Annotated in this window: 27 protein-coding genes and 1 pseudogene; 18 read left to right on the top strand and 10 right to left on the bottom strand. The window is 70.3% G+C overall.

Annotation, left to right across the window (positions count from 1 at the left end):
• Positions 1–115: 115 nt before the first annotated feature.
• The 4 genes from FK219_RS14015 to FK219_RS10565 form a co-directional block, all read right to left on the bottom strand.
• A complete protein-coding gene (locus FK219_RS14015; RefSeq protein WP_152582672.1) occupies positions 116–1,468 on the bottom strand; it encodes an MFS transporter in 1,353 nt (450 codons plus the stop codon).
• A gap of 111 nt (positions 1,469–1,579) precedes the next feature.
• Entirely contained in the window at positions 1,580–2,122 is a 543-nt protein-coding gene (locus tag FK219_RS10575; protein ID WP_152582671.1) for an AfsR/SARP family transcriptional regulator, read from the bottom strand.
• A gap of 27 nt (positions 2,123–2,149) precedes the next feature.
• Positions 2,150–2,305 carry a hypothetical protein gene (locus FK219_RS10570; protein ID WP_165638119.1) on the bottom strand — a complete coding sequence of 52 codons (156 nt, stop codon included), beginning with the start codon at positions 2,303–2,305 and terminating at the stop codon, positions 2,150–2,152.
• A 36-nt stretch (positions 2,306–2,341) separates the two neighbouring features.
• Complete coding sequence (locus FK219_RS10565) at positions 2,342–3,115, bottom strand: ice-binding family protein (protein WP_165638118.1); 774 nt, start codon at positions 3,113–3,115, stop codon at positions 2,342–2,344.
• Positions 3,116–3,693: 578 nt separating this feature from the next.
• Between FK219_RS10565 and ileS the strand changes: the two genes are divergently transcribed.
• The 4 genes from ileS (at position 3,694) to ndk (ending at position 9,150) form a co-directional block, all read left to right on the top strand.
• A complete protein-coding gene (gene ileS / locus FK219_RS10560) occupies positions 3,694–6,924 on the top strand; it encodes an isoleucine--tRNA ligase (protein WP_152582669.1) in 3,231 nt (1,076 codons plus the stop codon).
• Entirely contained in the window at positions 6,921–8,279 is a 1,359-nt protein-coding gene (locus tag FK219_RS10555; RefSeq protein ID WP_152582668.1) for a bifunctional folylpolyglutamate synthase/dihydrofolate synthase, read from the top strand. Before ileS ends, FK219_RS10555 begins: the two co-directional genes overlap by 4 nt.
• Positions 8,276–8,653: a DUF4233 domain-containing protein gene (locus FK219_RS10550; protein ID WP_152582667.1), complete on the top strand. Its 378-nt coding sequence runs from the start codon at positions 8,276–8,278 to the stop codon at positions 8,651–8,653. Before FK219_RS10555 ends, FK219_RS10550 begins: the two co-directional genes overlap by 4 nt.
• A 74-nt stretch (positions 8,654–8,727) precedes the next feature.
• Entirely contained in the window at positions 8,728–9,150 is a 423-nt protein-coding gene (gene ndk, locus FK219_RS10545; protein ID WP_152582666.1) for a nucleoside-diphosphate kinase, read from the top strand.
• Between the two features lie 36 nt (positions 9,151–9,186).
• Here the strand turns inward: ndk and FK219_RS13790 are convergent, their stop codons facing one another.
• Genes FK219_RS13790 through FK219_RS13780 form a run of 3 tightly spaced genes read right to left on the bottom strand, consistent with a single transcriptional unit; the run spans position 9,187 to position 9,811 of the window.
• On the bottom strand, positions 9,187–9,477 hold the full coding sequence (locus tag FK219_RS13790) for a vitamin K epoxide reductase family protein (protein ID WP_328821678.1): 291 nt from the start codon (positions 9,475–9,477) through the stop codon (positions 9,187–9,189).
• A complete protein-coding gene (locus tag FK219_RS13785; protein ID WP_235923916.1) occupies positions 9,474–9,620 on the bottom strand; it encodes a hypothetical protein in 147 nt (48 codons plus the stop codon). The genes FK219_RS13790 and FK219_RS13785 overlap by 4 nt, the downstream gene beginning before the upstream one ends.
• Complete coding sequence (locus FK219_RS13780) at positions 9,617–9,811, bottom strand: hypothetical protein (RefSeq protein ID WP_235923907.1); 195 nt, start codon at positions 9,809–9,811, stop codon at positions 9,617–9,619. Before FK219_RS13780 ends, FK219_RS13785 begins: the two co-directional genes overlap by 4 nt.
• 357 nt (positions 9,812–10,168) lie before the next feature.
• On the opposite strand from FK219_RS13780, the gene FK219_RS10535 reads away from it, so the two are divergent.
• The 5 genes from FK219_RS10535 (at position 10,169) to FK219_RS10520 (ending at position 16,462) form a co-directional block, all read left to right on the top strand.
• Positions 10,169–12,784 carry an Rne/Rng family ribonuclease gene (locus tag FK219_RS10535; RefSeq protein WP_152582665.1) on the top strand — a complete coding sequence of 872 codons (2,616 nt, stop codon included), beginning with the start codon at positions 10,169–10,171 and terminating at the stop codon, positions 12,782–12,784.
• 91 nt (positions 12,785–12,875) lie between these two features.
• A complete protein-coding gene (locus FK219_RS13775; RefSeq protein WP_235923906.1) occupies positions 12,876–13,118 on the top strand; it encodes a DUF2796 domain-containing protein in 243 nt (80 codons plus the stop codon).
• 51 nt (positions 13,119–13,169) lie between these two features.
• Positions 13,170–13,991 (top strand): permease, encoded by an 822-nt coding sequence (locus FK219_RS10530; RefSeq protein ID WP_328821677.1) that lies wholly within the window; start codon positions 13,170–13,172, stop codon positions 13,989–13,991.
• 1 nt (position 13,992) lies between these two features.
• Entirely contained in the window at positions 13,993–14,733 is a 741-nt protein-coding gene (locus FK219_RS10525; RefSeq protein ID WP_328821676.1) for a TIGR03943 family putative permease subunit, read from the top strand.
• Positions 14,714–16,462 carry a WD40 repeat domain-containing protein gene (locus FK219_RS10520; protein ID WP_165638117.1) on the top strand — a complete coding sequence of 583 codons (1,749 nt, stop codon included), beginning with the start codon at positions 14,714–14,716 and terminating at the stop codon, positions 16,460–16,462. Before FK219_RS10525 ends, FK219_RS10520 begins: the two co-directional genes overlap by 20 nt.
• Positions 16,463–16,560: 98 nt before the next feature.
• Here the strand turns inward: FK219_RS10520 and FK219_RS10515 are convergent, their stop codons facing one another.
• Together FK219_RS10515 and FK219_RS10510 are read right to left on the bottom strand one after the other, a co-directional pair.
• Positions 16,561–16,833: a DUF4031 domain-containing protein gene (locus FK219_RS10515; RefSeq protein ID WP_152582663.1), complete on the bottom strand. Its 273-nt coding sequence runs from the start codon at positions 16,831–16,833 to the stop codon at positions 16,561–16,563.
• A gap of 71 nt (positions 16,834–16,904) precedes the next feature.
• Positions 16,905–18,503 (bottom strand): HNH endonuclease signature motif containing protein, encoded by a 1,599-nt coding sequence (locus tag FK219_RS10510; protein WP_165638116.1) that lies wholly within the window; start codon positions 18,501–18,503, stop codon positions 16,905–16,907.
• 390 nt (positions 18,504–18,893) lie between these two features.
• Between FK219_RS10510 and rplU the strand changes: the two genes are divergently transcribed.
• The 9 genes from rplU (at position 18,894) to rsfS (ending at position 25,717) form a co-directional block, all read left to right on the top strand.
• Positions 18,894–19,202, top strand: a complete 309-nt coding sequence (gene rplU, locus FK219_RS10505) for a 50S ribosomal protein L21 (RefSeq protein WP_152582661.1) — start codon at positions 18,894–18,896, stop codon at positions 19,200–19,202.
• An 18-nt stretch (positions 19,203–19,220) separates the two neighbouring features.
• On the top strand, positions 19,221–19,475 hold the full coding sequence (rpmA, locus tag FK219_RS10500; protein ID WP_152582660.1) for a 50S ribosomal protein L27: 255 nt from the start codon (positions 19,221–19,223) through the stop codon (positions 19,473–19,475).
• A 167-nt stretch (positions 19,476–19,642) separates the two neighbouring features.
• A complete protein-coding gene (obgE, locus tag FK219_RS10495; RefSeq protein WP_152582659.1) occupies positions 19,643–21,181 on the top strand; it encodes a GTPase ObgE in 1,539 nt (512 codons plus the stop codon).
• On the top strand, positions 21,178–21,966 hold the full coding sequence (gene proB, locus FK219_RS10490) for a glutamate 5-kinase (protein ID WP_152582658.1): 789 nt from the start codon (positions 21,178–21,180) through the stop codon (positions 21,964–21,966). The genes obgE and proB overlap by 4 nt, the downstream gene beginning before the upstream one ends.
• Positions 21,967–21,997: 31 nt before the next feature.
• Entirely contained in the window at positions 21,998–23,284 is a 1,287-nt protein-coding gene (locus FK219_RS10485; protein ID WP_152582657.1) for a glutamate-5-semialdehyde dehydrogenase, read from the top strand.
• Positions 23,285–23,330: 46 nt separating this feature from the next.
• On the top strand, positions 23,331–23,552 hold the full coding sequence (locus tag FK219_RS10480; RefSeq protein ID WP_152582656.1) for a hypothetical protein: 222 nt from the start codon (positions 23,331–23,333) through the stop codon (positions 23,550–23,552).
• A 60-nt stretch (positions 23,553–23,612) separates the two neighbouring features.
• On the top strand, positions 23,613–24,212 hold the full coding sequence (gene nadD / locus FK219_RS10475; RefSeq protein WP_152582655.1) for a nicotinate-nucleotide adenylyltransferase: 600 nt from the start codon (positions 23,613–23,615) through the stop codon (positions 24,210–24,212).
• A 3-nt stretch (positions 24,213–24,215) separates the two neighbouring features.
• Positions 24,216–25,301 carry a hypothetical protein gene (locus tag FK219_RS10470; protein WP_152582654.1) on the top strand — a complete coding sequence of 362 codons (1,086 nt, stop codon included), beginning with the start codon at positions 24,216–24,218 and terminating at the stop codon, positions 25,299–25,301.
• 35 nt (positions 25,302–25,336) lie between these two features.
• Entirely contained in the window at positions 25,337–25,717 is a 381-nt protein-coding gene (gene rsfS / locus FK219_RS10465; RefSeq protein ID WP_152582653.1) for a ribosome silencing factor, read from the top strand.
• Between the two features lie 21 nt (positions 25,718–25,738).
• Here the strand turns inward: rsfS and FK219_RS10460 are convergent.
• Positions 25,739–26,074, bottom strand: a pseudogene (locus FK219_RS10460) (antibiotic biosynthesis monooxygenase); the annotation flags it as partial.

The following is a 26,074-nucleotide window of genomic DNA, read 5'->3' as shown; positions in this document are numbered from 1 at the left end:
CGCCACGACGCCCTGGAGCCCTGGCTGGAGCACTACAACTACACTCGAGCCCACACCGCCTGCGGAGGCAAACCCCCGATCACCCGAGTGTCACCAACGTCATGACCGAGTACACCTAGCCGCCCGCGGCGGCCGTCGAGCTCGAGGCGTGCTCGGCGTCGGCCAGGGCATCCGCCGCAGGATCGTCCTCGTCCTTGTCGACGCGGATGCGTACCGCGATGAGCGCGCTCACGAGCGTGATGAGCGACATGGCCGCGAGCACGATGCCCGGGTGCCACCAGGCGTTGCCGGAGGCTTCGCCGATCGTGAGCGTGAGGGCGGGCACGAAGCCCGAGATCACGGCCGCGATCGAGTAGGCGAAGCCGAGCGCCGAGTAGCGGTACCGCTCGTCGAACATCTCGGTGTAGATGCCGCCGAGCGCCGCCCAGCTCATGGTGGGCAGGATGCCGCCGATGATCATCATCGCCACGAGCCCGCCGAAGTCGGCGAACTGCAGGAAGTAGTAGAGCGGGAAGGCGACCAGGAGGGTGCCGAGTGCGCCCCAGGCGACGACCGTGCCGGAGCCGATGCGCGTCGCCCACGCTCCGAACAGGGGGATGGTGATGAGCTGCAGCAGCCCGCCGATCGTCGTGGCGATGAGCAGCTCGTAGTACTCGAAGCCGAGCTGCGCCACGCCGTAGTTGATCGTGTACGTGTTCATGAGCGAGTACGAGCCGATGCCGAGCAGCGCTACGCCCACGGCGACGATGATCGAGACCGGCTGCGCGCGCAGAAGCGTGGCGATCGGCACGCGCGGACGGCGCTCGGTCGCGGCGACGGCGCGGAACACCGGCGTCTCGGTGACGGTGATGCGCAGGTACAGCGAGACGAGCAACAGCGGGATCGCCGTGAGGAACGGCAAGCGCCAGGCCCACTCGCTGATCTGCTCGTTGGTGAGCGCGAGGGTGAGCCAGATGAAGGCGGTGGCGGAGAGGATCGAGCCGATCGGCGAGCCCAGCTGCGGCATGGCGGCGGCGAAGGCGCGCTTCGTGCGCGACTCGTGCTCGGTCGCGATGAGCACCGCGCCGCCCCACTCGCCGCCGAGGGAGATGCCCTGCAGGAGGCGCAGCAGCACGAGCAGCACGGCGCCGAACCAGCCGGCCTGCTCGAAGGTCGGCAGGACGCCGATGAGGCCCGTGGCGACACCCATGAGGGTGACCGTGATGATGAGCGTCGTGCGGCGCCCGAGCCGGTCGCCGAGGTGGCCGAAAATGATCGCGCCGACCGGGCGGATCACGAAGGCGAGAGCGATGGAGAGGAACGCCGCGAGAGTGCCGCCGAACCCGCCGAGCGGGTCGAAGAACAGCGGCCCGACGAAGAACGCGGCGAAGTACGCGTAGATGTAGAAGTCGTACGACTCGAGGGAGGTTCCGACGAGGGATGCCCAGCGCGCGCGACGCGCGATGCGGGGATCGGAGGGTGCTGCCACGGCTGCCGAGGAGGAGGCCGTGACCGAGGGGGACGTGGTTGGCGCTTTGCCACGAGAATTGTCAGTCACAAGGAGTCGAGCGTAACGGGTCGCGAGTTCATTCCCGCCGTGCTACGACCTCGCCGCACCCGGTACCCCGACGAGAGCGCGCAGCGCGGCGCTCGGGCTCACGCTGAGGGCGTCGTGCAGGGCGAGGGCGAAGCGCTCGTAGACCCGCACCGCCTCGTTCTGGTTGCCGGCAACGAGGTGCAGTCGAATGAGCGCCGCGTGCGCCGTCTCCCGCAGCGGCTCGTTGCGGATGGCCGCTCGGGCGGCGCCCATGGCGAGGTGGGGGCGGTTCTCCGTCGAGAGCGTCGCCGCGAGAGCTTCGAGCGCCGAGGCTCGCAGCAGGCGCCAGTCCTCCGCCTCGTCGAGAACCCAGTCGTCGTAGCTGTCGGGCAGCAGTTCCAAGCACAGCAGGGCGATCGAGGTGCGGATCTCGGCCGCGCTCGCGTGGGGTGACGGATGCTCCGGCTCGAGCAGCCCTTGGGCGTAGGCCCGGGCGTCCCGGTAGTCCACGGCGCATGCCGCATCGAGGCGCAGGCCGGCGGGCACGAGCTCGACGACGGATCTGGCCGCCGGGTCGAGCCGCGTGAGGGCCGAGCGCAAACGCATGGCGGCGAGGTCGGTCGAGGCGTCGGGCTACAGCGCACCCGCGGCGGCGACGCGCGAGACGGTCCTGTCGCGCAGGGCGAGCAACACCACGAGGCGCTGCGATCCGTGGCTCGGGGCGACGGAGGGCACGTCGTTCAGCGTGATCTCGAACGATCCGAGCAAGCGCAACCCCGTGCCGGTCATGTCCGACCCCCCGGAGCGCAGTCTATGCCTGGAAGCTCAGCTGAGGGTCGATCGCCGCCCACGTGCGGCGAGGGCCGCACCGAGCAGAACGACGAGTGCCGCGCTTCCCAGCGCAATGACGGGCAGTCCCGCCACCCCGGTGTCCGCAAGTTCTGACCCGCTCGCGGCGCCGCCATCAGGGCCGCCACCAGCACCGTCACCGTCCGACGGAGCCGTCAAACAGGTGGGCGTCGCGATCTGGTCGTGGATGAGCGTGACATTTCCTGTGCCAGCGAACAGTCGACCTTCCACGTCGGTCTCACTACCCACCGTGATCGACGTTCCCGCGAGCAGCGTGCCGACGAACGTCGTGTTTGCTCCGAGGGCGGCGCTTTCGTTGATGCGCCAGTAGATGTTGCAGGGATTCGCGCCGTTGAGCACGACGACGCTGTCGTTCGCTGTGCTGAAAGAAGGCGACTTGAACACGAAGATGTCGTCCCAATCACCGGTCAGCGTGAGGGTGCCGGTCAGCCCGAAGTTGGCGATACCAGGAGGGGTGTACACGCCAGGGCCCAGGTTTTGGCCGCCCAGTTCGGCGCCGGCTAGTGGGGTTGCCGTTCCGTAGCTGTCGACATTGGTCCACGCAGCGTCCGCGTCAAGCTTCGCGGCGGCCGCAGTGCCCGTGGGTCCTGTGTAGGTCGTACCATCGTTGACTCCTTGCGCTGTGCCAAAGCCCGTGACGACTGTCCCCGGAGACACCGCCATGTCCCCGTCGACGACGGTTTCCGCAGGACCCAGGCCGAAGGCGTTCGTGATCTCCGTGCCGGCCACGACCGCGAATGATTCCGCGTCACCGAGGTAGTCGGGCGTTCCGATGGTGCCCAGTGCGGCCTCGGCCGGGACGCGGGCGCCACTGACGCTCAGCAGCGAACCAGCGAGCAGGATCGCCCCGAAGAGACTCAGCAACCGTGCGATCGGTGATGCTGAGGTGTGCTGCTGTGTCTTCACTGTTCCCCCGAACGGTGTTGGCGCGCAGAGAACCCGCGCAACCTTGAGAGTGCTCCCTCCGGCGTGACGCGGGCGTGACGCGGGCGTGACACCTCGGCAGTGGACAGCTCGGGTGTGCGCATCGCGCACACGCGTCATCGAATACACTCGTCGCACAGGCGTTGATCCGGCCATCACCGGGGAGTCCTCGGAAGAACCCTCACCGTAGGTGGGGTACTAGACCCGAGCGGGGCAGGCCCGTCACAGCCGCAGATGAGGGGCCCGAGCATCCGGTACCGCGATTCGTGCGAGCGCGACGAGCGAGAGCGAGGTGACGAGGGCAAGCGGGGTGGTACCGCGGCAGACCCATCGGGCACTGTCGTCCTCGCGGTGAGTGTGCACGCGACACGACCGGAGACACCATGGGCTACCCCCTCCACCGCGACGAGAACGCCGTCGTCGCCTCCCCGAGCTTCCCCGCGCTCGAGCACGAGGTGCTCGACTACTGGGCGACGCGCGACACCTTCCGCCGCTCGATCGCGCAGCGCGAGGGCTGCGACGAGTGGGTCTTCTACGACGGCCCGCCGTTCGCCAACGGCCTGCCGCACTACGGCCACCTGCTCACCGGCTACGCGAAAGACGTCTTCCCGCGCTTCCAGACGATGCGCGGCAAGCAGGTGCACCGGCGCTTCGGGTGGGACACCCACGGGCTGCCCGCCGAGCTCGAGGCGATGAAGCAGCTCGGCATCACCGAGAAGTCGCAGATCGAAGAGATGGGCATCGAGGCCTTCAACGGCAAGGCCCGCGAGAGCGTGCTGCGCTACACCGACGAGTGGCAGAACTACGTCACGCGCCAGGCGCGCTGGGTCGATTTCGAGAACGACTACAAGACGCTCGACATCACGTTCATGGAGAGTGTGCTGTGGGCGTTCAAGACCCTCCACGGCAAGGGGCTCGCCTACGAGGGCTACCGCGTGCTGCCCTACTGTTGGCGCGACGAGACGCCGCTGTCGAACCACGAGCTGCGCATGGACGACGACGTCTACCAGATGCGCCAGGACCAGTCGGTCACCGTGACCTTCCCGCTCGTGGGCGAGAAGGCCGAGGCGCTCGGCCTCACGGGCGTCGAGGCGCTCGCCTGGACGACGACCCCGTGGACCCTGCCGACGAACCTCGCGCTCGCCGTCGGCCCCGAGATCGCCTACGCGGTCATACCGCGCGGTGGCGATGAGCCGGATGCCCGCACCTTCCTCCTCGCCGCCGACACGATCCCCGCCTACGTCAAGGAGCTCGGCTATGCCGACGCGGCGGAGGCGCAGGCCGCCGTCACCCGCACCGTGGGCGGCGCCGAGCTCGGCGGCGTGCAGTACGACCGCTTGTGGGACTACTACGCCGACGCCGAGCAGTGGGGCACGCAGCACGCCTGGCAGATCCTCGTCGCCGACTACGTGGCCACGGGGGAGGGCACGGGCATCGTGCACCAGGCGCCCGCCTACGGCGAGGACGACCAGGCGACGTGCGCGGCAGCGGGCATCCCGATCATCATCTCCGTCGATGACGGCGGGCGGTTCCTGCAGGCGGTGCCGGATGTCGCGGGGCTGCAGGTGTTCGAGGCCAACAAGCCGCTCACCGCCTCGCTGCGCGAGCTCGGCCGGCTCTTCCAGCAGCGCAGCTACGAGCACAGCTACCCGCACTGCTGGCGGTGCCGCAACCCGCTCATCTACAAGGCCGTCTCGAGCTGGTTCGTGAAGGTCACCGACATTCGCGATCGGGCGATCGAGCTCAACGAGAAGATCACGTGGGTGCCCGAGAACGTCAAGCACGGGCAGTTCGGCAAGTGGCTGGAGGGCGCGCGCGACTGGTCGATCAGCCGCAACCGCTACTGGGGCAGCCCGATCCCGGTGTGGAAGAGCGACGACCCGAACCACCCGCGCGTCGACGTGTACGGCTCGCTCGCCGAGCTCGAAGCCGATTTCGGCACGCTGCCGCGCAATGCCGAGGGTGAGGTCGATCTGCACCGGCCGTTCATCGACTCGTTGACGCGACCGAACCCCGACGACCCGAGCGGCGCCTCCACCATGCGGCGCATCGAGGACGTCTTCGACGTCTGGTTCGACTCCGGCTCGATGCCGTTCGCGCAAGTGCACTACCCCTTCGAGAATGCCGACTGGTTCGACAGCCACAACCCGAGCGACTTCATCGTGGAGTACATCGGCCAGACGCGCGGCTGGTTCTACACGATGCACGTGCTCGCCACGGCGCTGTTCGACCGCCCGGCGTTCAGCAGCGTCATCAGCCACGGCATCGTGCTCGGCAACGACGGCCAGAAGATGTCGAAGAGCCTGCAGAACTACCCCGACGTGGGCGAGGTGTTCGAGCGCGACGGCGCCGACGCCATGCGCTGGTTCCTCATGTCGAGCTCGGTGATCCGCGGCGGCAACCTCGTCGTCACCGAGGAGGGCATCCGCGAGGGGGTGCGGCAGTTCCTGCTGCCGCTGTGGAGCACCTACTACTTCTTCGGCCTCTACGCGAACGCCGGGGAGATCGAGGATGCCCGCTGGCGCACCGACTCGCCCCACGTGCTCGACCGCTACCTGCTCGCCAAGACGCGCGACCTCGTGGCGACCGTCACGAGCGAGCTCGAGGCGCTCGACAGCCCCCTCGCCGCCGCGGCCCTGCGCGACTTCGCCGACGTGCTCACCAACTGGTACGTGCGCCGCAGCCGCGAGCGCTTCTGGGCCGGAGACGACCGCGACGCGCTCGACACGCTCTACACGGTGCTCGAGACGCTCGCGCGCGTCGCCGCGCCGCTCGCGCCGCTCGTGACCGAAGAGGTGTGGCGCGGTCTCACGGGCGGGGAGAGCGTGCACCTGACCGACTGGCCCAATGCCGACGACTTCCCGGCCGATGAAGCGCTCGTCGCGGCGATGGACCGCGTGCGGGCGATCGCGAGCAGCGGGCTCGCGCTGCGCAAGGCCCAGGGCCTGCGCGTGCGCCTTCCGCTCCAGCGGCTCACGGTCGTCACCCCGGAGGCGGCGGCGCTCGCCGACTTCAGCGACATCGTGCGCGACGAGCTCAACGTCAAGAGCGTCGAGCTCATCGAGTTCGACGACTCTCTCGCCGAGAGCTACGGCATCAGCCGGCGCCTCGCGGTCAACGCGCGTGCGGCCGGCCCGCGCATCGGCAAGCAGGTACAGCAGGTCATCGGCGCCGCGAAGGCCGGTGACTGGGTGGTCTCGGAAGGTGGCGAGGGCGACGGCGTCGTCGTCGGCGGCATCGCGCTGCAGCCGGGCGAGTTCACGCTCGAGCTCGAGCTCGCCGACCCCGCCGCGGCCGTCGCCTTCCTGCCCGGCAGCGGCTTCGTGCTGCTCGACACGGCCGTGACGCCCGAGCTCGCCGCCGAAGGGCTCGCGCGCGACGTCGTGCGCGCCGTGCAGCAGGCGCGCAAGGACGCCGGCCTTGACGTGAGCGACCGCATCGCGCTGCGCCTCGGGTCGCAGTCGGCCGAGACGCGCGCCGCGATCGAGACCCACCGGCAGCTCATCAGCGGCGAGGTGCTTGCGACCTCCCTCGAGGTCGGGGAGGCTGTCGAGGGCACCGCGATCGCGGTGGGGGAAGGGGCATCCGTGACGATCTCGGTGGCGCGCGCATGAGCGCCGAGCAGGACGCGGTCGACCGCGCCGACGCCGAGAAGGTCTACGAGGAGCTGCTCTCGCGCATCGGCGAGGCCGCGCCGCGCCCGCGACTGGCCCCCACGCGCCGCGCCGCCGAGCTGCTCGGCGACCCGCAGCGCAGCTACGCGATCATCCACATCACGGGCACGAACGGCAAGACCACGACGAGTCGCATCGCGGAGAGCATCCTGCGCGCCTACGGCCTCCGCACGGGTCTGCTCACGAGTCCGCACCTCGTGCGCGTCAACGAGCGCATCATGATCGACGGCCTGCCGATCAGCGACCGGGCTCTCGCCGACAACTGGGCCGACATCGCCCCCTACGTGCTCATGGTCGACGCCGAGCTCACCGCCAACGGCGAGGAGCCGCTCACCTACTTCGAGGCGCTCACCCTTCTCGCCTTCGCCGCGTTCGCCGACGCTCCCGTCGACGTCGTCGTGCTCGAGGTCGGCATGGGCGGCGAGTGGGATTCGACCAACGTCGCCGACGGCGACGTCGCGGTCTTCACTCCCATCGCACTCGACCACCAGGCTCGGTTGGGGCGCACGATCGGCGAGATCGCGCGCACCAAGGCGGGCATCATCAAGCCCGCCGCGGTCGTCGTGACGGCGCTGCAGCAGACGGAGGCGATGGACGAGCTCGTGCGCGCCGCCGAGCATGACGAGGCGGCCCTGCAGTGCGAAGGGGTCGATTTCGCGCTCCTGGATGCTCGGCTCGCGGTCGGCGGGCAGGTCATCGACGTGCGGGGCCGAGCGGGGGAGTACCGCGATCTCGCGCTTCCCCTCTTCGGCGAGCATCAGGCGCAGAACGCCGTCGTGGCGATCGCCGCCGTCGAGTCGTTCCTGGGTGACGGCACGCAGCCGCTCGCCGACGACGTGCTCGCGAACGGTCTCGCAGCCGTGACGAGTCCCGGCCGCCTGCAGGTGCTCGCGACCGAGCCGAGCGTCATCGTCGACGCGGCCCACAACCCGCACGGGGCCCGGGCTCTCGCCGCGACGCTCCTCGGCTCGTTCGCCTTCGACTCGATCACGGCGATCGTGGGCGTGCTCGACGACAAGGACGCCCGCGGCATCATCGAGGCGCTCGACCCCGTCGTCACGCGGTTCGTCGTGACGCGCTCCGACTCCGAGCGCGCACTCGACGTCGACGTGCTCGCCGAGATCGCGACGGCGGTGGCGGGCCCCGACCGGGTGCGCATCGAGCCCGAGCTCGCGGTCGCCCTCGCCGAGGCGCGCGACGAGGCCGGGCCCGGCGACGCCGTGCTCGTGACCGGCTCGATCACGCTCGTCGGTCAGGCGATGCTCATGAGCGCCCAGGAGGATGGGGAATCGTGACGGAGACCACTACGCCAGCCCGTCGTCCGCGACGCGAGCGCAGCGCGACCGAGTCGCTGCTCGTCATCACCCTCGGCATGGAGATCATCGTCGTCGTGTTCGGCATGCTCGCCATCAACGGGCTGGGCGTCCTCCCCGCCGTGAGTGTCTTCGGCGGGGGCGCTGCGCTGCTCGTGCTGCTCATGGTCGGCGTGCGCGTCGCCCGCTACCGCTGGGGCGTCTGGTTCACCGGCGTGCTGCAGGCGCTCCTGCTCGCGACCGGGTTCATCGAGGTGCTCGCGGCCGTGACGGCGGCGATCTTCGTGGGATTCTGGATCTACGCCGTCGTCCGCGGCGGCCAGCTCGACGCCGCCAAGCGCGCGGCGCAGGCCTGACGAGCAGCCCGAGCGCGCAGACCCTCCCGACCCTGACCAACGATCATCCGACACCGAATCTTCTGGAGACTGACATGACCACGACCGTGGAAGAGACCCTGGTCCTCATCAAGCCCGACGGCGTCGCGCGCAACCTCACGGGCGAGATCCTCGCCCGCATCGAGGCGAAGGGCTACCAGCTCGTCGACCTCAAGCTCGTGCAGCCCGATCGCGAGTTGCTCTCGCAGCACTACGCCGAGCACGAGGGCAAGCCGTTCTACGCGCCCCTGCTCGAGTTCATGGAGTCCGGCCCTGTCGTCGCCATCCGCCTCGCCGGCAACCGCGTGATCGAGGGCTTCCGCTCGCTCGCGGGCACGACCGACCCGACGACGGCCGCGCCCGGCACGATCCGCGGCGACCTCGGCCGCGACTGGGGTCTCGCCGTGCAGCAGAACCTCGTGCACGGCTCCGACTCGGTCGAGACGGCGCAGCGCGAGCTGGCCCTCTGGTTCGACTGAGTGGTGGCCTGTCGCCGCTAGCGGGAGCGCCGCGCCTCAGCCCAGCAGGCTGGGGATGAGCGTCGGAAACTGCACGAGGATCGCCAGAGCGATTCCCGCGAGGTTGACGAACACGATCGTCCACGTGAACGGCCACACGGCGGCCGCGACGCGCTGCACAGTGCCGCCCTCGCGCGCGAGCACGCCGGTGGAGAGGGTCCAGGTCAGCAGCCACCAGAACATTGGGATGACCATGAGCCACACGAGCATGCACCACGGGCACAGCGCGCCGATGTCGTAGACGGCCTCGCCGAACAGCCACATCACGAACACCCAGGCGAGGGTCACGCCGCCCAGGAAGAGGGCCCAGAACCAGCGGGCGAAGCGTGCGCCGGCGAGCAGCGCGACCCGACGGCGATCGGCGCGACGAGCCCGGCGACCCCGAGGAGCGGGTTGGGGAACCCGAAGAGCGAGGCCTCGGGCGAGGTCATGACGGTGCGCACGAGACGAGCGGGTTGACGTCGCAGTTGAGCACGTGGTCCGGGTCGATGAGCAGCGCGATGCGCTCGGTGATGAGCTGCATGGCCGCATACCAGGCGACCGCGCCGGTCACGATGAGGAAGATGCCGAACCCGATCGGGCGCCGGTCGCGGTCGGTGGTCGTCGCAGTCGGGATGCTCACCCGACGATGATCGCGGACGCCACGAGGCCCGCACCCGGGTCGGAAGTCCCGACCGCGGCCCGCGCATGCGATAATCGGTCACAGTCACCGCCAGCCGCGCTCGCGGTGACCCACAACAAAGCTTTCCGGGCATGACCGGACCAGTGCCGCGATACCGATATCGCGGTCGGAAGCGAATAGCCAGTTTCGCGTGAGAGTGCAGTGACAGTGCATGGAGCCAGCGCTCGACCCGACGAGAACGGGGAGCGCCCGCTCACCACAATTTTAGAGAGTTCCGCGCAGGCCCTGACCGGCCGAGTGCGGCGGAGAGAGTACCCGGGTGGGGCGCGGCCCCCGCGGGCGAGGAGTGCACCAGCGATGGTGAGTGACGAGACACCGAAGAAGACCCCCAAGAAGCGCGCCGGACTGTTCGGCGGCCGAGCCCCGAAGAAGGCCGCGGAGCACGCGGGCAGCGCGAGCCGCCCCGACGTGCTGCCGACGCCCGAGCCGGAGGCCGTCGCCGAGGCGCCTGCCGAGAAGTCTGCGGAGGCGCCCGCTGAGTCGCCAGTCGCTGAGGCGCCGGCGAAGGCGAAGCCGGCCCGCAAGGCTCCCGCGAAGAAGGCTCCTGCACAGAAGGCCGATGCCACGAAGGACGACGCTGCGAAGGCTGACGCCGCGCAGGATGACGTGCAGGCGGATGCCGCGAAGGCCGAGGATGCGGGCGGGTCGTTCCCTGAGCTCAAGCCCGAGTCGACCACCTCTCTGCTGTTCTTCGCCCCGCCGCCCGAGGCCGTCGCGCCGTTGCGCGGCGGGCGCGGGCGCGACGAGGAGCCCGAGAGCGACGAGCCCTCCGGCTCGAGCCGGCGGCGCTCGCGCTCGCGGCGCGGGCGAGGCGGAGCATCCGGAGACACCGACGGCCAGCGCGACGATGCCCGCGACGCGGCGCGCGACGACAACGCCCGTGATGGCGGCCGCGACGGAGGATCATCGCGCATCCGGCAGCGTCGCCAGCCCGAGCCGATCACCGAGCCGCAGCGCATCAAGGGCTCGACGCGGCTCGAGGCGAAGAAGCAGCGCCGCCGCGACGGCCGCGACGCCGGCCGCCGCCGCGCGGTCGTCACCGAGGCTGAGTTCCTCGCTCGCCGCGAGAGCGTCGACCGCGTCATGGTCGTGCGCTCCAAGGACAACCGCATTCAGATCGGCGTGCTCGAGGACGAGGTTCTCGTCGAGCACTACGTCGCCCGCTCGAGCGAGTCGAGCATCATCGGCAACGTCTACCTCGGCAAGGTGCAGAACGTGCTGCCGAGCATGGAGGCCGCCTTCGTCGACATCGGTCGCGGTCGCAACGCGGTGCTGTACTCCGGCGAGGTGGACTGGGATGCCGCTGCCGAGGCCGGCGAGAAGAGCCAGCCGCGCCGCATCGAGCTCGCCCTCAAGCCGGGCGACAAGGTGCTCGTGCAGGTCACGAAAGACCCGATCGGCCACAAGGGTGCCCGCCTGACGAGCCAGGTGAGCCTGCCCGGCCGCTACCTCGTCTACGTGCCTAACGGCTCCATGAGCGGCATCAGCCGCAAGCTGCCCGACACCGAGCGTGCGCGCCTCAAGAAGATCCTCAAGGAGGTTCTGCCCGAGAACGTCGGCGTCATCGTGCGCACGGCGGCCGAAGGTGCGACCGAGGAGCAGCTCACGCTCGACGTCGAGCGCCTCACGAAGCAGTGGAGCGAGATCAGCAAGCAGGTCGAAAAGGCGCAAGCCCCCGCGATGCTGCACAGCGAGCCCGACCTCCTCGTCAAGATCGTGCGTGATGTCTTCAACGAGGACTTCCGCGCCATGATCATCCACGGTGAGGAAGCTCACTCCACGATCACCGGCTACCTCAGCTCGGTCGCCCCCGACCTCCTCGACCGCGTGCAGAAGCACGACGGCGACGTCGACCCGTTCGACGAGCACCGCATCAACGAGCAGATCGAGAAGGCTCTCGAGCGCAAGGTGTGGCTGCCCTCCGGCGGCTCGCTCGTCATCGACCGCACGGAGGCGATGACGGTCGTCGACGTCAACACGGGCAAGTTCGTCGGCTCCGGCGGCAACCTCGAGGAAACGGTCACGAAGAACAACCTCGAAGCGGCCGAGGAGATCGTGCGCCAGCTGCGGCTGCGCGACATCGGCGGCATCATCGTCGTCGACTTCATCGATATGGTGCTCGAGTCGAATAGAGACCTCGTGCTGCGACGCCTCGTCGAGTGCCTCAGCCGCGACCGCACCAAGCACCAGGTGGCGGAGGTCACGAGCCTCGGCCTCGTGCAGATGACGCGCAAGCGCCTCGGTCTCGGTCTGCTCGAGACCTTCAGCGAGGCGTGCGACGTGTGCGCCGGCCGCGGCCTCATCCTGCACCACGACCCCGTGGTCAAGCACCGCGGCAACGACGGCGGCGGCGGCGACAGCCGTCGGCGCGGGGGCGGCAGCGGTGGCGGTCGTGGCGGCTCCGGGTCGTCCGGCGGTCGTGGCGGCTCCTCCGGCTCGCAGCAGAAGTCGGGCAACGGCAACGGTACGCACGCGATCACTGACGACGTCAGCAAGGCGCTCGCGGCGATCGCCGCGAAGACCGTGCACCACGACGCGCCCGCGGTGGGAGCGGCCGAGAAGACCGGCGTCGTCAAGCCGATCTCGACCGGAGCAGGCGCGTCTGGCGCTACCGGGTCTGGCGCCACCGGTTCTGGCGTCACCGAGTCCGGTGTCGTCGAGCCGAGCCCGGCGGCGGTCGAAGAGGCTGCGGCGATCCTCGACATCCCGCTCACGAAGAAGCCCGAGCGCGCGCGCCCCGCGATCGACCCGGACGCCGCCCAGCAGCTGCTCGGCTCGGTGCTCGAGTCGCTGCCCGAACCGCCCGCACCCGGCACTCGTAAGCGCGGCTCGCGTCGCGCCACGACGGGCACCATCACGGCGGGCACGAGCGAGGCGGAGCGGTCGAGCGGCGACGGCGCAGCATCCGGCTAGTGGCCGGGGACTCGGTGTGGTCGGTGATGCAGTGATCGAGCGCGCGTCGGAGGTCGAGCGTGCGCTGATCGAGCGCGCTTAGGATGACCGCGTGAGCTCACCCTCCCTCGGCTCGTCGCGCGCGCCGGGCCCGCACGAGCACGACCACGCGGGCGACGACCATGGTGGCCATGACCACTCCGGCCATGACCACGCCGCGCAGCCGCGCGGCGCACGGCGTCGGCCCGCGCACCACCTGTGGCTTGTCGGCGGCATCGGGCTGCTCGTCACGATGGTCGCGCTGCGCTCCATCACGGCCGAGACCGGCCCCTGGGGTCTGCCGAACCCCGTCTAGGATCTGCTGACGCTCTCCACGAGCGTCGTCGTCGAGTCGCTGCCGTTCATCGTGCTCGGCATCGCGCTGTCGATCCTCGTGCAGGTGTGGATCCCCGAGCACTGGCTGCTGCGCATTCTGCCCCGCAACCCGTGGGGGCGCCGGGCCGTCATCTCGCTCTTCGGCATGTTCCTGCCCGTGTGCGAGTGCGGCAACGTGCCGCTCGCGCGCGGCCTCGTGCGGCGCGGCTTCACCATCCCGGAGTCGATGACGTTCCTCGTCGCCGCGCCCATCCTCAACCCGGTGACAATCATCACCACGCACCAAGCGTTCGGCTTCGATGACGGCATCCTCGTCGCGCGCCTGCTCGGCGGCTTCCTCATCGCCAACGTGCTCGGCTGGCTGTTCAGCAAGCACCCCGACCCGCACTCCCTGCTGAGCGGCCGCTTCGCCGAGCAGTGCCGCCTTGACGACGGCCACGGGCACACCCACACGCGGCGAGAGCAGACCCTCGACCTGTTCGTGCGCGAGTCGAGCATCCTCATGCCGGCTCTCGTGATCGGCTCCCTCGTCGCCGGCGGAATCCAGGTGATCGTGCCCCGTGAGGTGCTCGTCTCCCTCGGCAGCGACCCCCTGCTGAGCGTCCTCGCGATGATGGTGCTCGCCTTCGTCATCTCCATCTGCGCGAACGTCGACTCGTTCTTCATCCTGCCGTTCGCCTCCACGTTCCTGCCCGGCTCGATCGTCGCGTTCCTCGTCTTCGGGCCGATCGTCGACATCAAGATGCTCGCCCTCATGCGCACCACCTACTCCACGCGCACGCTCGTGCAGCTCACGACGATCGTCGCGCTCATGAGTGCGGGGCTCGGTCTGGTGGTGAACTATGTGGCGTAGCGTGCAGCGCTGGCGCGGGGTCGTGATCATCGGCACGATGGCGGCGATCACCCTGTGGCTCGCCGTCACCGGGCAGCTGGCCCTCTATATCCACCCGCGCTACAACGTGTTCACGGTGACGATGTCGATCATCGCGGTCGTTCTCGCCGTCGCCTCCGTCGCCGGTCGGCGCGATCATGACGATGAGGATGCTCCGCCACCGCGTCGCTCGCAGCGCGCGCTCGGGCTCACGGCGGCCGCCGTCGCGGGGCTCTTCACGCTCGGCATGGTGCTCGTGCCGCCGGCGTCGCTTAGCACGGCGACGGCCGACCAGCGGGAGATGAACGCGACCGCGGGGGGCGACGAGGAGAGCCTCGCGGCGGCCGCGACCGCCGATGAGGCGTCGATCGCGCGATTCACGGTGCGGGAGTGGGCCGCCATTCTGCGGCAGACGAGCGACCTGTCGTTCTTCGCCGACAAGCCCGTCACCGACCTCGTCGGGTTCGTCATCGCCGACGAGGACGACCCCGAGAACGTGTTCTACGTCTCGCGCTTCGTCGTCACGTGCTGCGCGGTCGACGCGCAGCCGCTCGGAGTTCCCGTGCACCTGCCCGACTGGGCGGCGACGTTCGAGCCCGACAGCTGGGTGAGCGTCTCGGGGGAGTTCGCGAGCAATCCGAGCTCGAGCAGCCTGCAGCCGGTGGCCGTGATCCCCGACACCGTCGACCCTGTGGAGCAGCCGCGTGAGCCCTACCTCTTCTGAGCCGGGCGAGCCGCGCGCGCCGGGTGAGCCGCGCACTGGGCGCGAGCCGCTCGCGCCAGGTGAACCCCGCGCGCCAGTTGACCCGCGCGCTCCCAGTGAGCCGCGCACGGCGGGCGAGGCGCGCCACCCCGACGGGCACGACGAGCCGGCGCGGCACGGTGGCGTGCACCCGGAGGGCGAGGGCACGCGCCGCGCCGCCGAGGCGGGCCGTCGGCTGCGCGAGCAGCGCGAGCTGCAGCGCTTCCAACGCACGTTCTGGATCGTCTCCGGCGTGCTCGGGGCGGTCGCCGCCGTGTTCCTCCTGCTCGGTGCGCTGCAGGGCCCCAAGCTCGCCACAGCGCAGGTCGATCCGCAGCGGGCGACGGAGCAGTCCGGTCAGCAGCTGCGCATGTTCGCGAACCAGCCGCTGCGCGACGTCGATCCCTCGCAGGTGACTGTCTCGCCGCAGACCGACGTGACCGTCACCGTGCAGGACGACCTCCTGGTCGTGCAGTTCGACGAGCGCCTGCGCTACGACACCGAGTACACGGTCACCGTGAGCGATGTCGCGGCGCGCAGCCGTGATGCCGTGTCGACGTTCTCGCACGCATTCGAGACCGCGGGCGCGAGCGTGCTGTACCTGGACCGCGGCGAGACCGAGGACGAGATTCTGCGCGCCGAGGTGAGCGGCACGGGTCGTGGCGAGGTCGTGCACGCTGCGCCGGGCATCCAGGCTTTCGCGCCGGTCGAGGGCGTGCTCGTCGTCGCGCGCGATGCGTCGTCGGCGGCGCCCGATGCGTCTGGCGCGGCCCCGGGCGGCGGCGGCGAGGGCGCTGGCGGTGGTGACGAGGGCACGGGCGGTGGTGAAGCGGGCACGGGTGGTGGCGACGAGGGCACGGGCGGCGGCGCCGCGGGCTCGGGAGCGAGCGTGCTCGAGTCGATACTGACCGAGTCGGGTGATGCGGAGACCGTGCGCCTGCCCGACGGTGCACGAGTCGATCGCATCATCGCGCCGCAGGCTGGCACGCTGCTCGGGCTTGTGCTCACCGAGGTCGTCGATGAGGGCACGCCGCAGTTCTCGAGTGCGCTCGCCTACGTCGATCTGGCGGGTGATCGGGAGGTGAGGCTGCTGGAGGGTCTCGACGGCGAGCCGGTGCGGGCGCTCGACGCGGTATTCCTGCCGGGCGGGTCGACGCTGCTCGTGCACGCGCTCGACCAGTCGCTGCTGCGCATCGACCTTCTCGCGCCCGAGTTGGTGCTGCCCGTCGACCAGCTGCCGACGGTGTGGAACCTGTCCACGGATGGCACGCGCGTGAGCGGGTCGGATTCGTTCGGCGGGCTCTTCCTCGACCTCGAGTCGGGGGAGGAGACACGACTGAATCCGTCCCTGTTCGAGGGCGAGGTGGTCTTCGGCGGGGAGACGGTGCTGCTGAGCGATGAGCGCTGGGTGCAGAAGGTTGCCGTGCCTGACGCCTCAGGCGGGTCGTTCGCGATCGTCGTCGTCGTTGACGACGGTTCGGGGGAGTCGCGGCAGTTGGCGCGCACGATCGACGACCGCGGCAGTATCGGCGCCCTGTCGGTGTCGCCCAACGACCAGTACGTGGCGATCGAGGTGACGCCGTCGGTCGAGGACGCCGAGCCGGATGGTCGCCGGGTCAACCCGCGGCCGACGTCAATCACTCTGCAGATCATCGACATCGAGACGGGTGCGCTGGTGCGCAGCCTCGAGGGCTTCGCGCCGGTCTGGTAGGCGCCAAGCCACCAGGTCGCGCGTAGAGAACCCGAGCTTCCCGCGCTGGCGCGGTGCTCCGCCAGAACCCGCGCTTCTGGTGCCGGCGGTGTGCTCCGTTAGAGCCCGCGCTTCTCGCGCTGGCTCACTCGCAGACCGGCGGCGGTGAGGCGGGCGACGAGCTCTTTGCCGGTGACGGGCTGAGCGCCTTGGGCGATGAGGGCGTCGCGGCGTTCATCGGGGTAGTCGTAGTGGTCGTGGTCGAACCCGCGCGCGGGAATGCCGGCGTCGCGCGCGAAGGCGTGCAGCTCGTCGAGGGACGTGTCGCTCACAAGGTGTCCCCAGAGCCGACCGTGCGCGGGCCAGATGGGTTCGTCGATGAGCACAGCCATAGTGCGACCGAGTTTATGCGGGTGCGCTGGCGCGATGGGCGTGGCTACCTTGGGCGTGGGTGCGCCGGCGCTCAGGCGCCGAGCGCGTCCCGCAGTGCGGGGCTGCGGCTGGGCATGTCGATCGGCTCAGCGGGCATCTTGTCGGGATGGCCGCCGGTCTGGGCGTCATGGGGTGGGCCTGGCGGTGGGCCTGGCGGTGTGCCTGGCGGTGTGCTTGGTGGTGGGATGAGTTGGTAGCTGGGGCCGGCGCGTTGGATTTCCCACCCGTTGTTGTGGGCCAGGAGGTGGTGGTGGCGGCATAGGAGGATTCCGTCGGCGATGTCGGTTTTTCCGTGGTCGCGCTGCCAGTGCTGGATGTGGTGGGCTTCGCACCAGGAGGGTGGGCGTTCGCAGCCGGGCCACCGGCATCCGCCGTCGCGGGCGGCAAGGGCGAGTCTTTGTGCGCGGGAGAACAGGCGGCGCTCGCGGCCGAGGTTGAGGGGCTGGCCGGCGTTGTCGGGGTCACCGTCGACGGTGAGGGTGATGGTGCCGGCGGTGCACGCGCGGCGTTCGACGGTGGCGACGGAGACGGCGTCGGGGTGTCCTTCGATCCAGCCTTGGCCGCGGCGCTCCTCGAGGGTGCGGGCGGCGACGATCATGCGCACCCCGACCGGCTCGTCGCCGAGCAGTTGACTGGTGTCGGCGGCGGCTCCTTGGCGCAGGAGTTCGGCGATGGTGTCGCTGGCGCGCTGTTCGGGGGTGCGGTCGTCGTCGAGGGCGGGATGCGCGGTCTCTTGGGCATCGTGCTCTCGCTCGGTGTCGCTCTGGAATCGCGGCTCGTTGCGTCGGGGTGAGGTGATGCGGTCGTAGACGTCGCTGACGAGGGCGAAGGTTTCGGGGTCGAGGACCCAGTGGGCGTAGCCCATGCCGTCGGCGCGGCGGCCGAGTCGGAAGGAGCGCTGCTGCCGGCGGGTTTCCTCCCGTTCGGCGATGCCGGCCAGGTCGAGTTCGTCGCGCACGGCTCGGGCCTCGCGGGCGGCGCGGTCGGCGTCGAGCCCGTCCAGTCGGGGCAGGAGCCGTTCGGCGGCGGCGTCGAGGTCGGCTTGGCTGATGCCACCGCCGACGCGGCCGAGGCCGGTGCGTACGGCGTCGGCGACGGCGACGCTCACCGTCCCGGCCAGCACGGCGTCGCCCAGCGGCGTCGGCGTCTCGCCGCCCACCGTCGTGCCGACGCGGACGGCGGTGCGGGCGTCGGCGACGCGGGTGCCGGTCGTGACGCGCACCATCTCCTCGGGGGTGCGGTGCCCGGTGCGCTGCGCGAGACCCGAGTGGCCAAGCTCGGGGGCGGAGCGTCGGGCGATCTCGCCGGCCAGGAGCGACACGTGTAGTTGCGCCAGGCGCACCTCGTCGGCGGCTAGGCGGGTGAGGTCGAGCAGCTCGGCGTCGTCGAGAGCGCGAAAGACCTGCACCTCTCGGGGGACGGCGGCAAGGGCATCCCGAGCAGCAGTGAGGGCATCAGACACGTCTGCGACCGCGCCCGCATCCGGCCGAGCGTGGGCACCGCCGCGAGCGTCCGAACCGCCACGAGCATCCGAACCGGAGCGAGGGTGCGCCTCGGAGCCACCGTCGACGGGTCGCGCGACGGCAGGCGCCCTGGGCATCGGCGGCGCGAGCATCGTCGTGATCGTCATGGTCGCCTCCCTCCGCAGTGCCGTGTGCCGGTTCGTGATTCGAACATACATTCGACCGCCGACATTCGCGCCGCGAGTGCAGGTAGTGGGGAGAGTCCTCGCTCGAGTCCCGGTGGGGAGGAGACTGATGCAGGCGGGCACGCAACGACCACACGCGCGCTGCCCGCTACGCCACCACACGCGCGCTGCCCGCTACGCCACCACGCGCGCGCTGCCCGCAGCTCCACCACGCCCGCACTGCCCGCACCGCCACCGCCCCGCACACGCCCGCCAGTTTGACCGCCTATCCTCGCGTCGGCTATTCTTGACCGCTGGTGTGCGCTGGGCTGAGCCCGCGTGGGTCACCGCATTCTTCAGCTTCATCTCCTCGACGAGAATTAAGGGTAAACAGTGGTCTACGCAGTTGTGCGCGCCGGTGGGCGGCAGGAAAAGGTTGAGGTGGGCACGGTCGTCGTGCTCGACCGCGTCAAGGCGGGCGAGGACGGCACGATTCAGCTGACCCCCGTCCTGCACGTCGACGGCGACACGGTCACGACCGACGCGAAGAAGCTCGCGAAGATCACGGTCACGGCCGAGGTTCTGAGCGACCTGCGCGGCCCGAAGATCGTCATCCAGAAGTTCAAGAACAAGACCGGGTACAAGAAGCGCCAGGGTTTCCGCGCTGACCTGACCCGCGTCAAGATCACCGGCATCAAGTAAGAAGGGTCGCGAAAAGACATGGCACACAAAAAGGGCGCATCGTCCACCCGCAACGGCCGCGACTCGAACCCCCAGTACCTGGGTGTGAAGCGTTTCGGCGGCCAGGTCGTGAAGGCCGGCGAGATCATCGTCCGCCAGCGCGGCACGCACTTCCACCCCGGCGCCGGCGTCGGCCGTGGCGGTGACGACACCCTGTTCGCTCTCGAGGCGGGCGCGGTCGAGTTCGGCGCCAAGGGCCGCCGCAAGGTCGTCAACATCGTGGCGAGCGCCTGAGCTGATTCGGGTTCGACACGCAGCACACAGCTTCGGTGAGGATGGGCGGGCTTCGGCCCGCCCATTCTTCCGTTAGGGGCCGTACCGGCCCCGCAGCAGCACCCCGCTCGGCTCGCGCAGTCCCCTGACTGCGGATCGAGCATCCCAATCTCAGGAGGTTCGCGCTCATGGCGACGTTCGTCGACCGCGTCACCCTCCATCTCACTGCGGGCCACGGCGGCCACGGCTGCGTGTCGGTGCGCCGCGAGAAGTTCAAGCCGCTCGCCGGCCCCGACGGCGGCAACGGCGGCGACGGCGGTGACATCGTTCTGGTCGCGTCGAGCCAGGAGACCACGCTGCTGCCGTACCACCGGCGCCCGCACCGCACGAGCGACAACGGCGGCCCCGGCATGGGCGACAACCGCTCGGGCTTCTCGGGTGAGGACCTCGTTCTGCCGGTGCCGGTCGGCACGGTCGTGCGCGACGCCGACGGCACCGAGCTGGTCGACCTGACGGCGGAGGGCATGCGCATCGTGGTCGGCCCCGGCGGCCAGGGCGGTCTCGGCAATGCGGCGCTCGCGACGACGAAGCGCAAGGCTCCCGGCTTCGCCCTGCTCGGCACGCCCGGGTGGACGGGCGACGTGCTGCTGGAGCTGAAGACGGTCGCCGATGTGGCGCTCGTCGGGTATCCGAGCGCGGGCAAGTCGAGCCTCATCGCGTCGATCTCGGCGGCGAAGCCGAAGATCGCCGACTACCCGTTCACGACCCTGCACCCGAACCTGGGCGTCGTCGAGTCGGGGGAGACCCGCTTCACGGTCGCCGACGTTCCTGGCCTCATCGAGGGAGCTAGCGAGGGCAAGGGCTTAGGGCTCGAGTTCCTGCGCCACGTCGAGCGGTGCAGCGCCCTGCTGCACGTGCTGGACTGCGCGACGCTCGAACCGGGCCGCGACCCGATGAGCGACCTCGACGTGATTCTCGCCGAGCTCGCCGCCTACCCGGTGCCCGAGGGGCAGACGCCGCTGCTCGAGCGCCCGCAGCTCGTCGCCCTCAACAAGATCGACGTGCCGGAGGCCCGCGAGCTCGCCGACTTCGTGCGCCCCGAGCTGGAGGAGCGCGGCTACCGCGTCTTCGAGATCAGCGCCGTGAGCCGGGAGGGCCTGCGCCCCCTGACCTTCGCGCTTGCCGAGCTCGTCGAGTCTGACCGCGCCACCCGCGCTGCGGACACGACGGTGCGCGAGCGCATCGTGCTGCGCCCGCGCGCGGTCGACGAGGTCGAGGTCACGGTGACTGTCGAGGGCAGCGCTGAGGACCCGGTCTACCGGGTGCGCGGCGCGAAGCCGGAGCGCTGGGTGCACCAGACCGACTTCCGCAACGACGAGGCGGTCGGCTACCTCGCCGACCGGCTGGCGAAGCTCGGCGTGGAGGACAAGCTCTTCCAGGCTGGCGCGATCGCGGGGGCGACGGTCGTCATCGGCGGCGAGAACGGTGTCGTGTTCGACTGGGAGCCGACGCTCACGAGCGCCGCCGAGCTCATGACGGCGCCGCGCGGCAGCGACCCGCGCCTGGACGGCAACGCGCGTCTGACGCGCGAGGAGCGCCGCGCGAACTACTTCGAGCGCATGGACGCGAAGGCCGAGGCGCGCGCCGAGCTGGAGCGCGAGCGCGAGGCGGGCCTGTGGCACCAGGACGACGAGCAGCGTGACGACCAGGAGGACGACGAGCGATGAGCCCAGCCGCGCGCCGCATCGTGACGGAGGCCCGCCGGGTCGTGGTCAAGGTCGGCTCGTCCTCGATCAGCGGTGCGAACACGGCGCAGATCGGCCCGCTCGTCGACGCGCTCGCGGCGGCGCACTCCCGCGGGGTGGAGGTCGTGCTCGTGTCGTCGGGGGCGATTGCGACGGGCATCCCGTATTTGAATCTGGATGCTCGGCCCACCGATCTGGCCACGCAGCAGGCCGCGGCGGCTGTCGGTCAGAACCTGCTCATCTTTCGGTATCAGGAGAGCCTCGACCGCTACGGCATCGTCGCCGGGCAGGTGCTGCTCACGGCGGGCGACCTCGAGCACGCGACGCCGCGCAGCAACGCCCAGCGCGCCATGGAGCGACTGCTGAGCCTGCGGATTCTGCCGATCGTCAACGAGAACGACACGGTGGCGACGCAGGAGATCCGCTTCGGTGACAACGACCGGCTGGCGGCGCTCGTGTGCGAGCTCGTGCACGCCGACCTTCTCGTGCTGCTGAGCGACGTCGACGCGATCTACACGAAGCCCCCGCACGAGCCGGGGGCGCAGCGCATCGCGCACGTGCCGGCGGGCGACGACCTCGCGCACGTCGAGCTCGGCGACATCGGCGCTGCCGGCGTCGGCACGGGGGGAGCGGGCACGAAGATCGGGGCGGCGCGCTTCGCGGCCGAGCAGGGCGTGCCGGCGATCGTGACGTCGACCTCCGCGGTGGACGCTGCCCTGCGCGGCGACGACGTGGGCACGTGGTTCGAGGCGACGACCGCCGACTGAGCGTGCGGCGCCGCGCCGTAGAATTGCGCGCATGACGTTGACCGACCTCGCGCCCGATACTCGCACCGTCGACCCGGCTCTCGAGGCGCTGCTCGCCGCCTCCGTCACCGCATCCCGCGCGCTGTCGACGCTCACGACCGAGCGCAAGGATGCCGCGCTCACGGCGATCGCCGACGCCCTCGACGGCGCCGCCGACCGCGTGCTGCCGGCCAACGAGCGCGACCTGCAGCGCGGCCGCGAGCAGGGCATCTCGAAGGGCCTCATGGACCGCCTGCGGCTCGACGCCGACCGGCTGGCAGGTCTCGCGGCGGCGGTGCGCGACGTGCGCGGGCTCCCCGACCCCGTCGGTGTCGTCGTGCGCGGCTCCCGCCTGCCGAACGGTCTGCAGCTGAGTCAGGTTCGCGTGCCGTTCGGCGTGGTCGGGGCCATCTACGAGGCGCGCCCGAACGTGACGGTCGATATTGCGGCGCTCGCGCTCAAGAGCGGCAACGCGGTCGTGCTGCGCGGCGGCAGCGCCGCCGAGCACACGAACCGCGAGCTCGTCGGGCTGCTGCAGGGCGCGCTGCAGAGTGTCGGCCTGCCGGCGGAGGCCGTGCAGACGATCGACGAGTTCGGCCGCGCCGGTGCGCAGCAGCTCATGCGCGCGCGCGGCTTCGTCGACGTGCTCATTCCGCGCGGCAGTGCCGACCTCATCCAGACGGTCGTACGCGAGTCGACGGTGCCGGTGATCGAGACGGGCGCGGGGGTCGTGCACGTCTTCCTCGACGCGACCGCCGACGCGCAGACCGCGGTCGACATCGTCCACAACGCGAAGGTGCAGCGGCCGAGCGTGTGCAACGCGGTCGAGACGGTGGTCGTGCACCGCGATGCCGCGGCGCGCCTGCTGCCGCCGCTCATCGAGTCGCTGCGAGCATCCGGCGTCGTTCTCCGCGGCGATGACCGCGCCCGCGCGATCGAGGCGAGCCTCGAGGCGGCCACGGAGGAGGATTTCGCGACCGAGCACATGGCGCTCGAGCTGTCGATCGCGGTCGTCGACGACCTGGATGCCGCGCTCGAGCACATTCGCCGCTTCTCGACGCGGCACACCGAGTCGATCGTGACGGCCGACATGGCGAACGCGGAGCGGTTCCTGGCTGAGGTCGATTCGGCGGTCGTCATGGTGAACGCGTCGACGCGGTTCAGCGACGGCGGCGAGTTCGGCTTCGGCGCGGAGGTGGGCATCTCGACGCAGAAGCTGCACGCGCGCGGGCCGATGGGTCTGCCCGAGCTGACGAGCACGAAGTGGATCGTGCGCGGCGCCGGGCAGGTTCGCGGCTAGGACACGGTAGATTGGTGCCTCGAACCTCAACGATTCAGGAGCCGTCATGTTGTCGACACTGGCCAGTGTGATCACCGTCGCCGAAGAGCTCGAGCACGAGCTCGCGCCGCTCATCGCGCCGGCGCCCGTTCTGGGCGGCATCGCTGCTCTCGTGTTCCTCATGCTCGGTGTCGTCACCTTCGCCTACCGCGACGTCGCGAACCGGCACAGCAACAAGACCGGGTCCTCCACGAGTGGCCACGAGACCGGGCACGGCGCCGGGCACTGAGCCGGCCGACATCCGAGCCTCTCGACGAGCGACGCGATCACCATCGCCGCCCCCGCGACCGTGACCTCGACCACGAAGCGCCGCGCGCGCATCGGCGTCATGGGCGGCACGTTCGACCCGATCCACCACGGCCACCTCGTCGCCGCGAGCGAGGTCGCCCACCACTTCGAGCTCGACGAGGTCGTGTTCGTGCCGACCGGCCAGCCGTATCAGAAGCCGGATGCGACCTCGAGCGAGCATCGCTACCTCATGACGGTCATCGCGACGGCGGCGAACCCGAGCTTCCGCGTCAGCCGCGTCGACATCGATCGCACGGGCCCGACGTTCACGATCGACACCCTGCGCGACCTGCACGATCAGCACCCTGACGCCGAGCTGTTCTTCATCTCGGGCGCCGACGCGATCGCGCAGATCTTGGATTGGAAGGACGCGGGCGAGCTCTGGGAGCTCGCCCACTTCATCGCCGTGAGTCGGCCGGGTCATCCGCTGAGCGTTCGCGCATTGCCGGAGGGCGACGTAAGCTTGCTCGAAGTGCCGGCCCTCTCGATCTCGTCGACGGATTGCCGTCGACGCGTCGAGGAGGGATCACCCGTCTGGTATCTGGTCCCCGATGGAGTCGTGCAGTACATCTCCAAGCACCAGCTGTACCGGAGTACCTAGGTCATGAGCAGTCACCACGAGCAGCCGATGAGCCGCCGCGAAGCCCGCGAAGCGGCAGAGCGTGCCGCGCGCGAGTCTGCCGAGCGTGAGGTTGCCGGCCGCGAGAGCGCGCCGAGAGCGGTGCCGGCGCCGACTCCTTCGTCGCCGAGTTTCGCCTCCTCTGCTCCTGTCGCTCCTCCCGCCGAGCCCGTGCAGCGCATGCGACGCCGCGACTTCCGCCCGCCGTCGGAGCAGGAGGCTCCGCGCGCCTCCTTCGCCCCGACCGTTGATGAGGATGCTCCGCTCGAGTACCGCACGGAGCGCCCGGTCGACGGGCCCGCCTCGCACCACGTCGCCGAGCCGAGGCCCGGTGCCCGCCAGGCGTCGGCCCCGCACGTCATCAGCGAGCACACGCTCTCGCGCCGCCAGCTGCGCTCGCTGCGCGATGCGAGCGACCCGGTCGTACCCCCGATCGACGCCCCCGCCGTGCCGCAGCACGAGGAGCCCGCTCCGCCTCCGCCGAGCCACACGCTCCCGTCGCCCGCCCCGCTACCGCCGTCAGCTCCCGTGCCGCCGCCGCTCGTCGAGCCGGAGGCGACCCCCGACGAGTTCGTGGAGCCGTCGTCGTCGTCGGCGCCGACGACCGGCAGTCACTGGTCGGTGGGCGTGCACGACGACGAGGATCCGTTCACGAACACGTTCAGCCGCGAGGTCGGGTCGGCGTCGCACTCGACGAACGCTCTCGTCCTGCCGCAGATGCCCCAGTCGAATCTGAGCGGCCCCGTGACGGGCACGGGCGAGATCATCGTGACGGGCATGATCGAGGTGCCGCGCATTGTGACGAGCACGGGCACGGTGCCCTCGGTGCACGACAGTGCTGACGTGGACGACTACGTCGAGCCGGGCGATGCGGAGCTCACGTCGACGGGCGCGGCGCCGGTGAGCGCTCTGCGCGCGGTGAGCGGGCACACCGGTACGGGCAACATCGTCCACGGCAAGCCGCAGCGCAACGGCAACACCCTCACGACGGTACTGGTGGCGGCGACGGTCGTCATGGCGGTCGTCGCGATAGGCCTGTTCGTGCTCGCGGCGGTCAACGGACTATTCTGAGTGCTTCCCTTCGCTCCCGACTCTTCAAGGACCCCGTGACCGCTACTTCCCGCGCCCTCGACCTCGCACAGCTCGCCGCTCGTGCCGCCGACTCCAAGCAGGGTGAGGACATCGTCGCGCTGGACGTCTCGGAGCCTCTGCCGCTCACCGACGTCTTCGTGCTGGTCACGGGTCGCAACGAGCGCAACGTGCAGGCGATCGCGGCGGAGGTCGAGGAGAAGATGATTGAGGCGGGCGTGAAGCCGCTGCGCCGTGAGGGCCGGGCTGAGGGCCGCTGGATTCTCATCGACTTCGGCGACGTGATCGTGCACATCTTCCACGAGGAGGAGCGGCTGTTCTACTCCCTGGAGCGGTTGTGGAAGGACTGCCCTGCCGTGCCGCTTGAGCTCGAGCATCCCGCCACCGATTCTGCCTAGCGGCGCCGTCGAGACTCAGCGCTACACGCGCCCTTTCATCAGCCACGGCCGCAATGCGCGCGTCACGAACGGCAGCGCGAGGTAGGTCATGATCGGCGAGACGATGAGCACGAGTAGCAGCACCCGCAGCACGAGCGGCCAGCCGTCGGTGAACGGGTCGATGACGGCGTTGGTGCCGAGGCTCAGCGGGTAGAAGACGAGGATGATGGCGATCATCTGCTTCCACCGCGGCGGTGCGGGCGGCGGGGGTGCGATGACGTCGACGCGGCTGGGCTCGTCGAACCAGCCTTCGATGCCGGTGCGCTCTTCGACGCGCTGATTGGCGGCGAACTCCTTGATAGTGCCGACCCACCAGCC

It is taken from the genome of Microcella pacifica, assembly GCF_009371975.2.
GTDB classification, from domain to species: Bacteria; Actinomycetota; Actinomycetes; order Actinomycetales; family Microbacteriaceae; genus Microcella; species Microcella pacifica.
Note: the sequence above shows the minus strand (reverse complement) of the source record. Positions and strands in the feature narration are given on the sequence as shown.

Excerpts from the sequence above, each read along its gene's own strand:
- FK219_RS10575 (WP_152582671.1), bottom strand. The coding sequence starts at position 2,122 with ATGCGTTTGCGCTCGGCCCTCACGCGGCTCGACCCGGCGGCCAGATCC.
- FK219_RS10570 (WP_165638119.1), bottom strand. The coding sequence starts at position 2,305 with ATGACCGGCACGGGGTTGCGCTTGCTCGGATCGTTCGAGATCACGCTG.
- ileS (WP_152582669.1), top strand. The coding sequence starts at position 3,694 with ATGGGCTACCCCCTCCACCGCGACGAGAACGCCGTCGTCGCCTCCCCG.
- FK219_RS10555 (WP_152582668.1), top strand. The coding sequence starts at position 6,921 with ATGAGCGCCGAGCAGGACGCGGTCGACCGCGCCGACGCCGAGAAGGTC.
- ndk (WP_152582666.1), top strand. The coding sequence starts at position 8,728 with ATGACCACGACCGTGGAAGAGACCCTGGTCCTCATCAAGCCCGACGGC.
- FK219_RS13785 (WP_235923916.1), bottom strand. The coding sequence starts at position 9,620 with ATGACCTCGCCCGAGGCCTCGCTCTTCGGGTTCCCCAACCCGCTCCTC.
- FK219_RS10535 (WP_152582665.1), top strand. The coding sequence starts at position 10,169 with ATGGTGAGTGACGAGACACCGAAGAAGACCCCCAAGAAGCGCGCCGGA.
- FK219_RS10515 (WP_152582663.1), bottom strand. The coding sequence starts at position 16,833 with ATGGCTGTGCTCATCGACGAACCCATCTGGCCCGCGCACGGTCGGCTC.
- FK219_RS10510 (WP_165638116.1), bottom strand. The coding sequence starts at position 18,503 with ATGACGATCACGACGATGCTCGCGCCGCCGATGCCCAGGGCGCCTGCC.
- rpmA (WP_152582660.1), top strand. The coding sequence starts at position 19,221 with ATGGCACACAAAAAGGGCGCATCGTCCACCCGCAACGGCCGCGACTCG.
- obgE (WP_152582659.1), top strand. The coding sequence starts at position 19,643 with ATGGCGACGTTCGTCGACCGCGTCACCCTCCATCTCACTGCGGGCCAC.
- proB (WP_152582658.1), top strand. The coding sequence starts at position 21,178 with ATGAGCCCAGCCGCGCGCCGCATCGTGACGGAGGCCCGCCGGGTCGTG.
- FK219_RS10485 (WP_152582657.1), top strand. The coding sequence starts at position 21,998 with ATGACGTTGACCGACCTCGCGCCCGATACTCGCACCGTCGACCCGGCT.
- FK219_RS10480 (WP_152582656.1), top strand. The coding sequence starts at position 23,331 with ATGTTGTCGACACTGGCCAGTGTGATCACCGTCGCCGAAGAGCTCGAG.
- FK219_RS10470 (WP_152582654.1), top strand. The coding sequence starts at position 24,216 with ATGAGCAGTCACCACGAGCAGCCGATGAGCCGCCGCGAAGCCCGCGAA.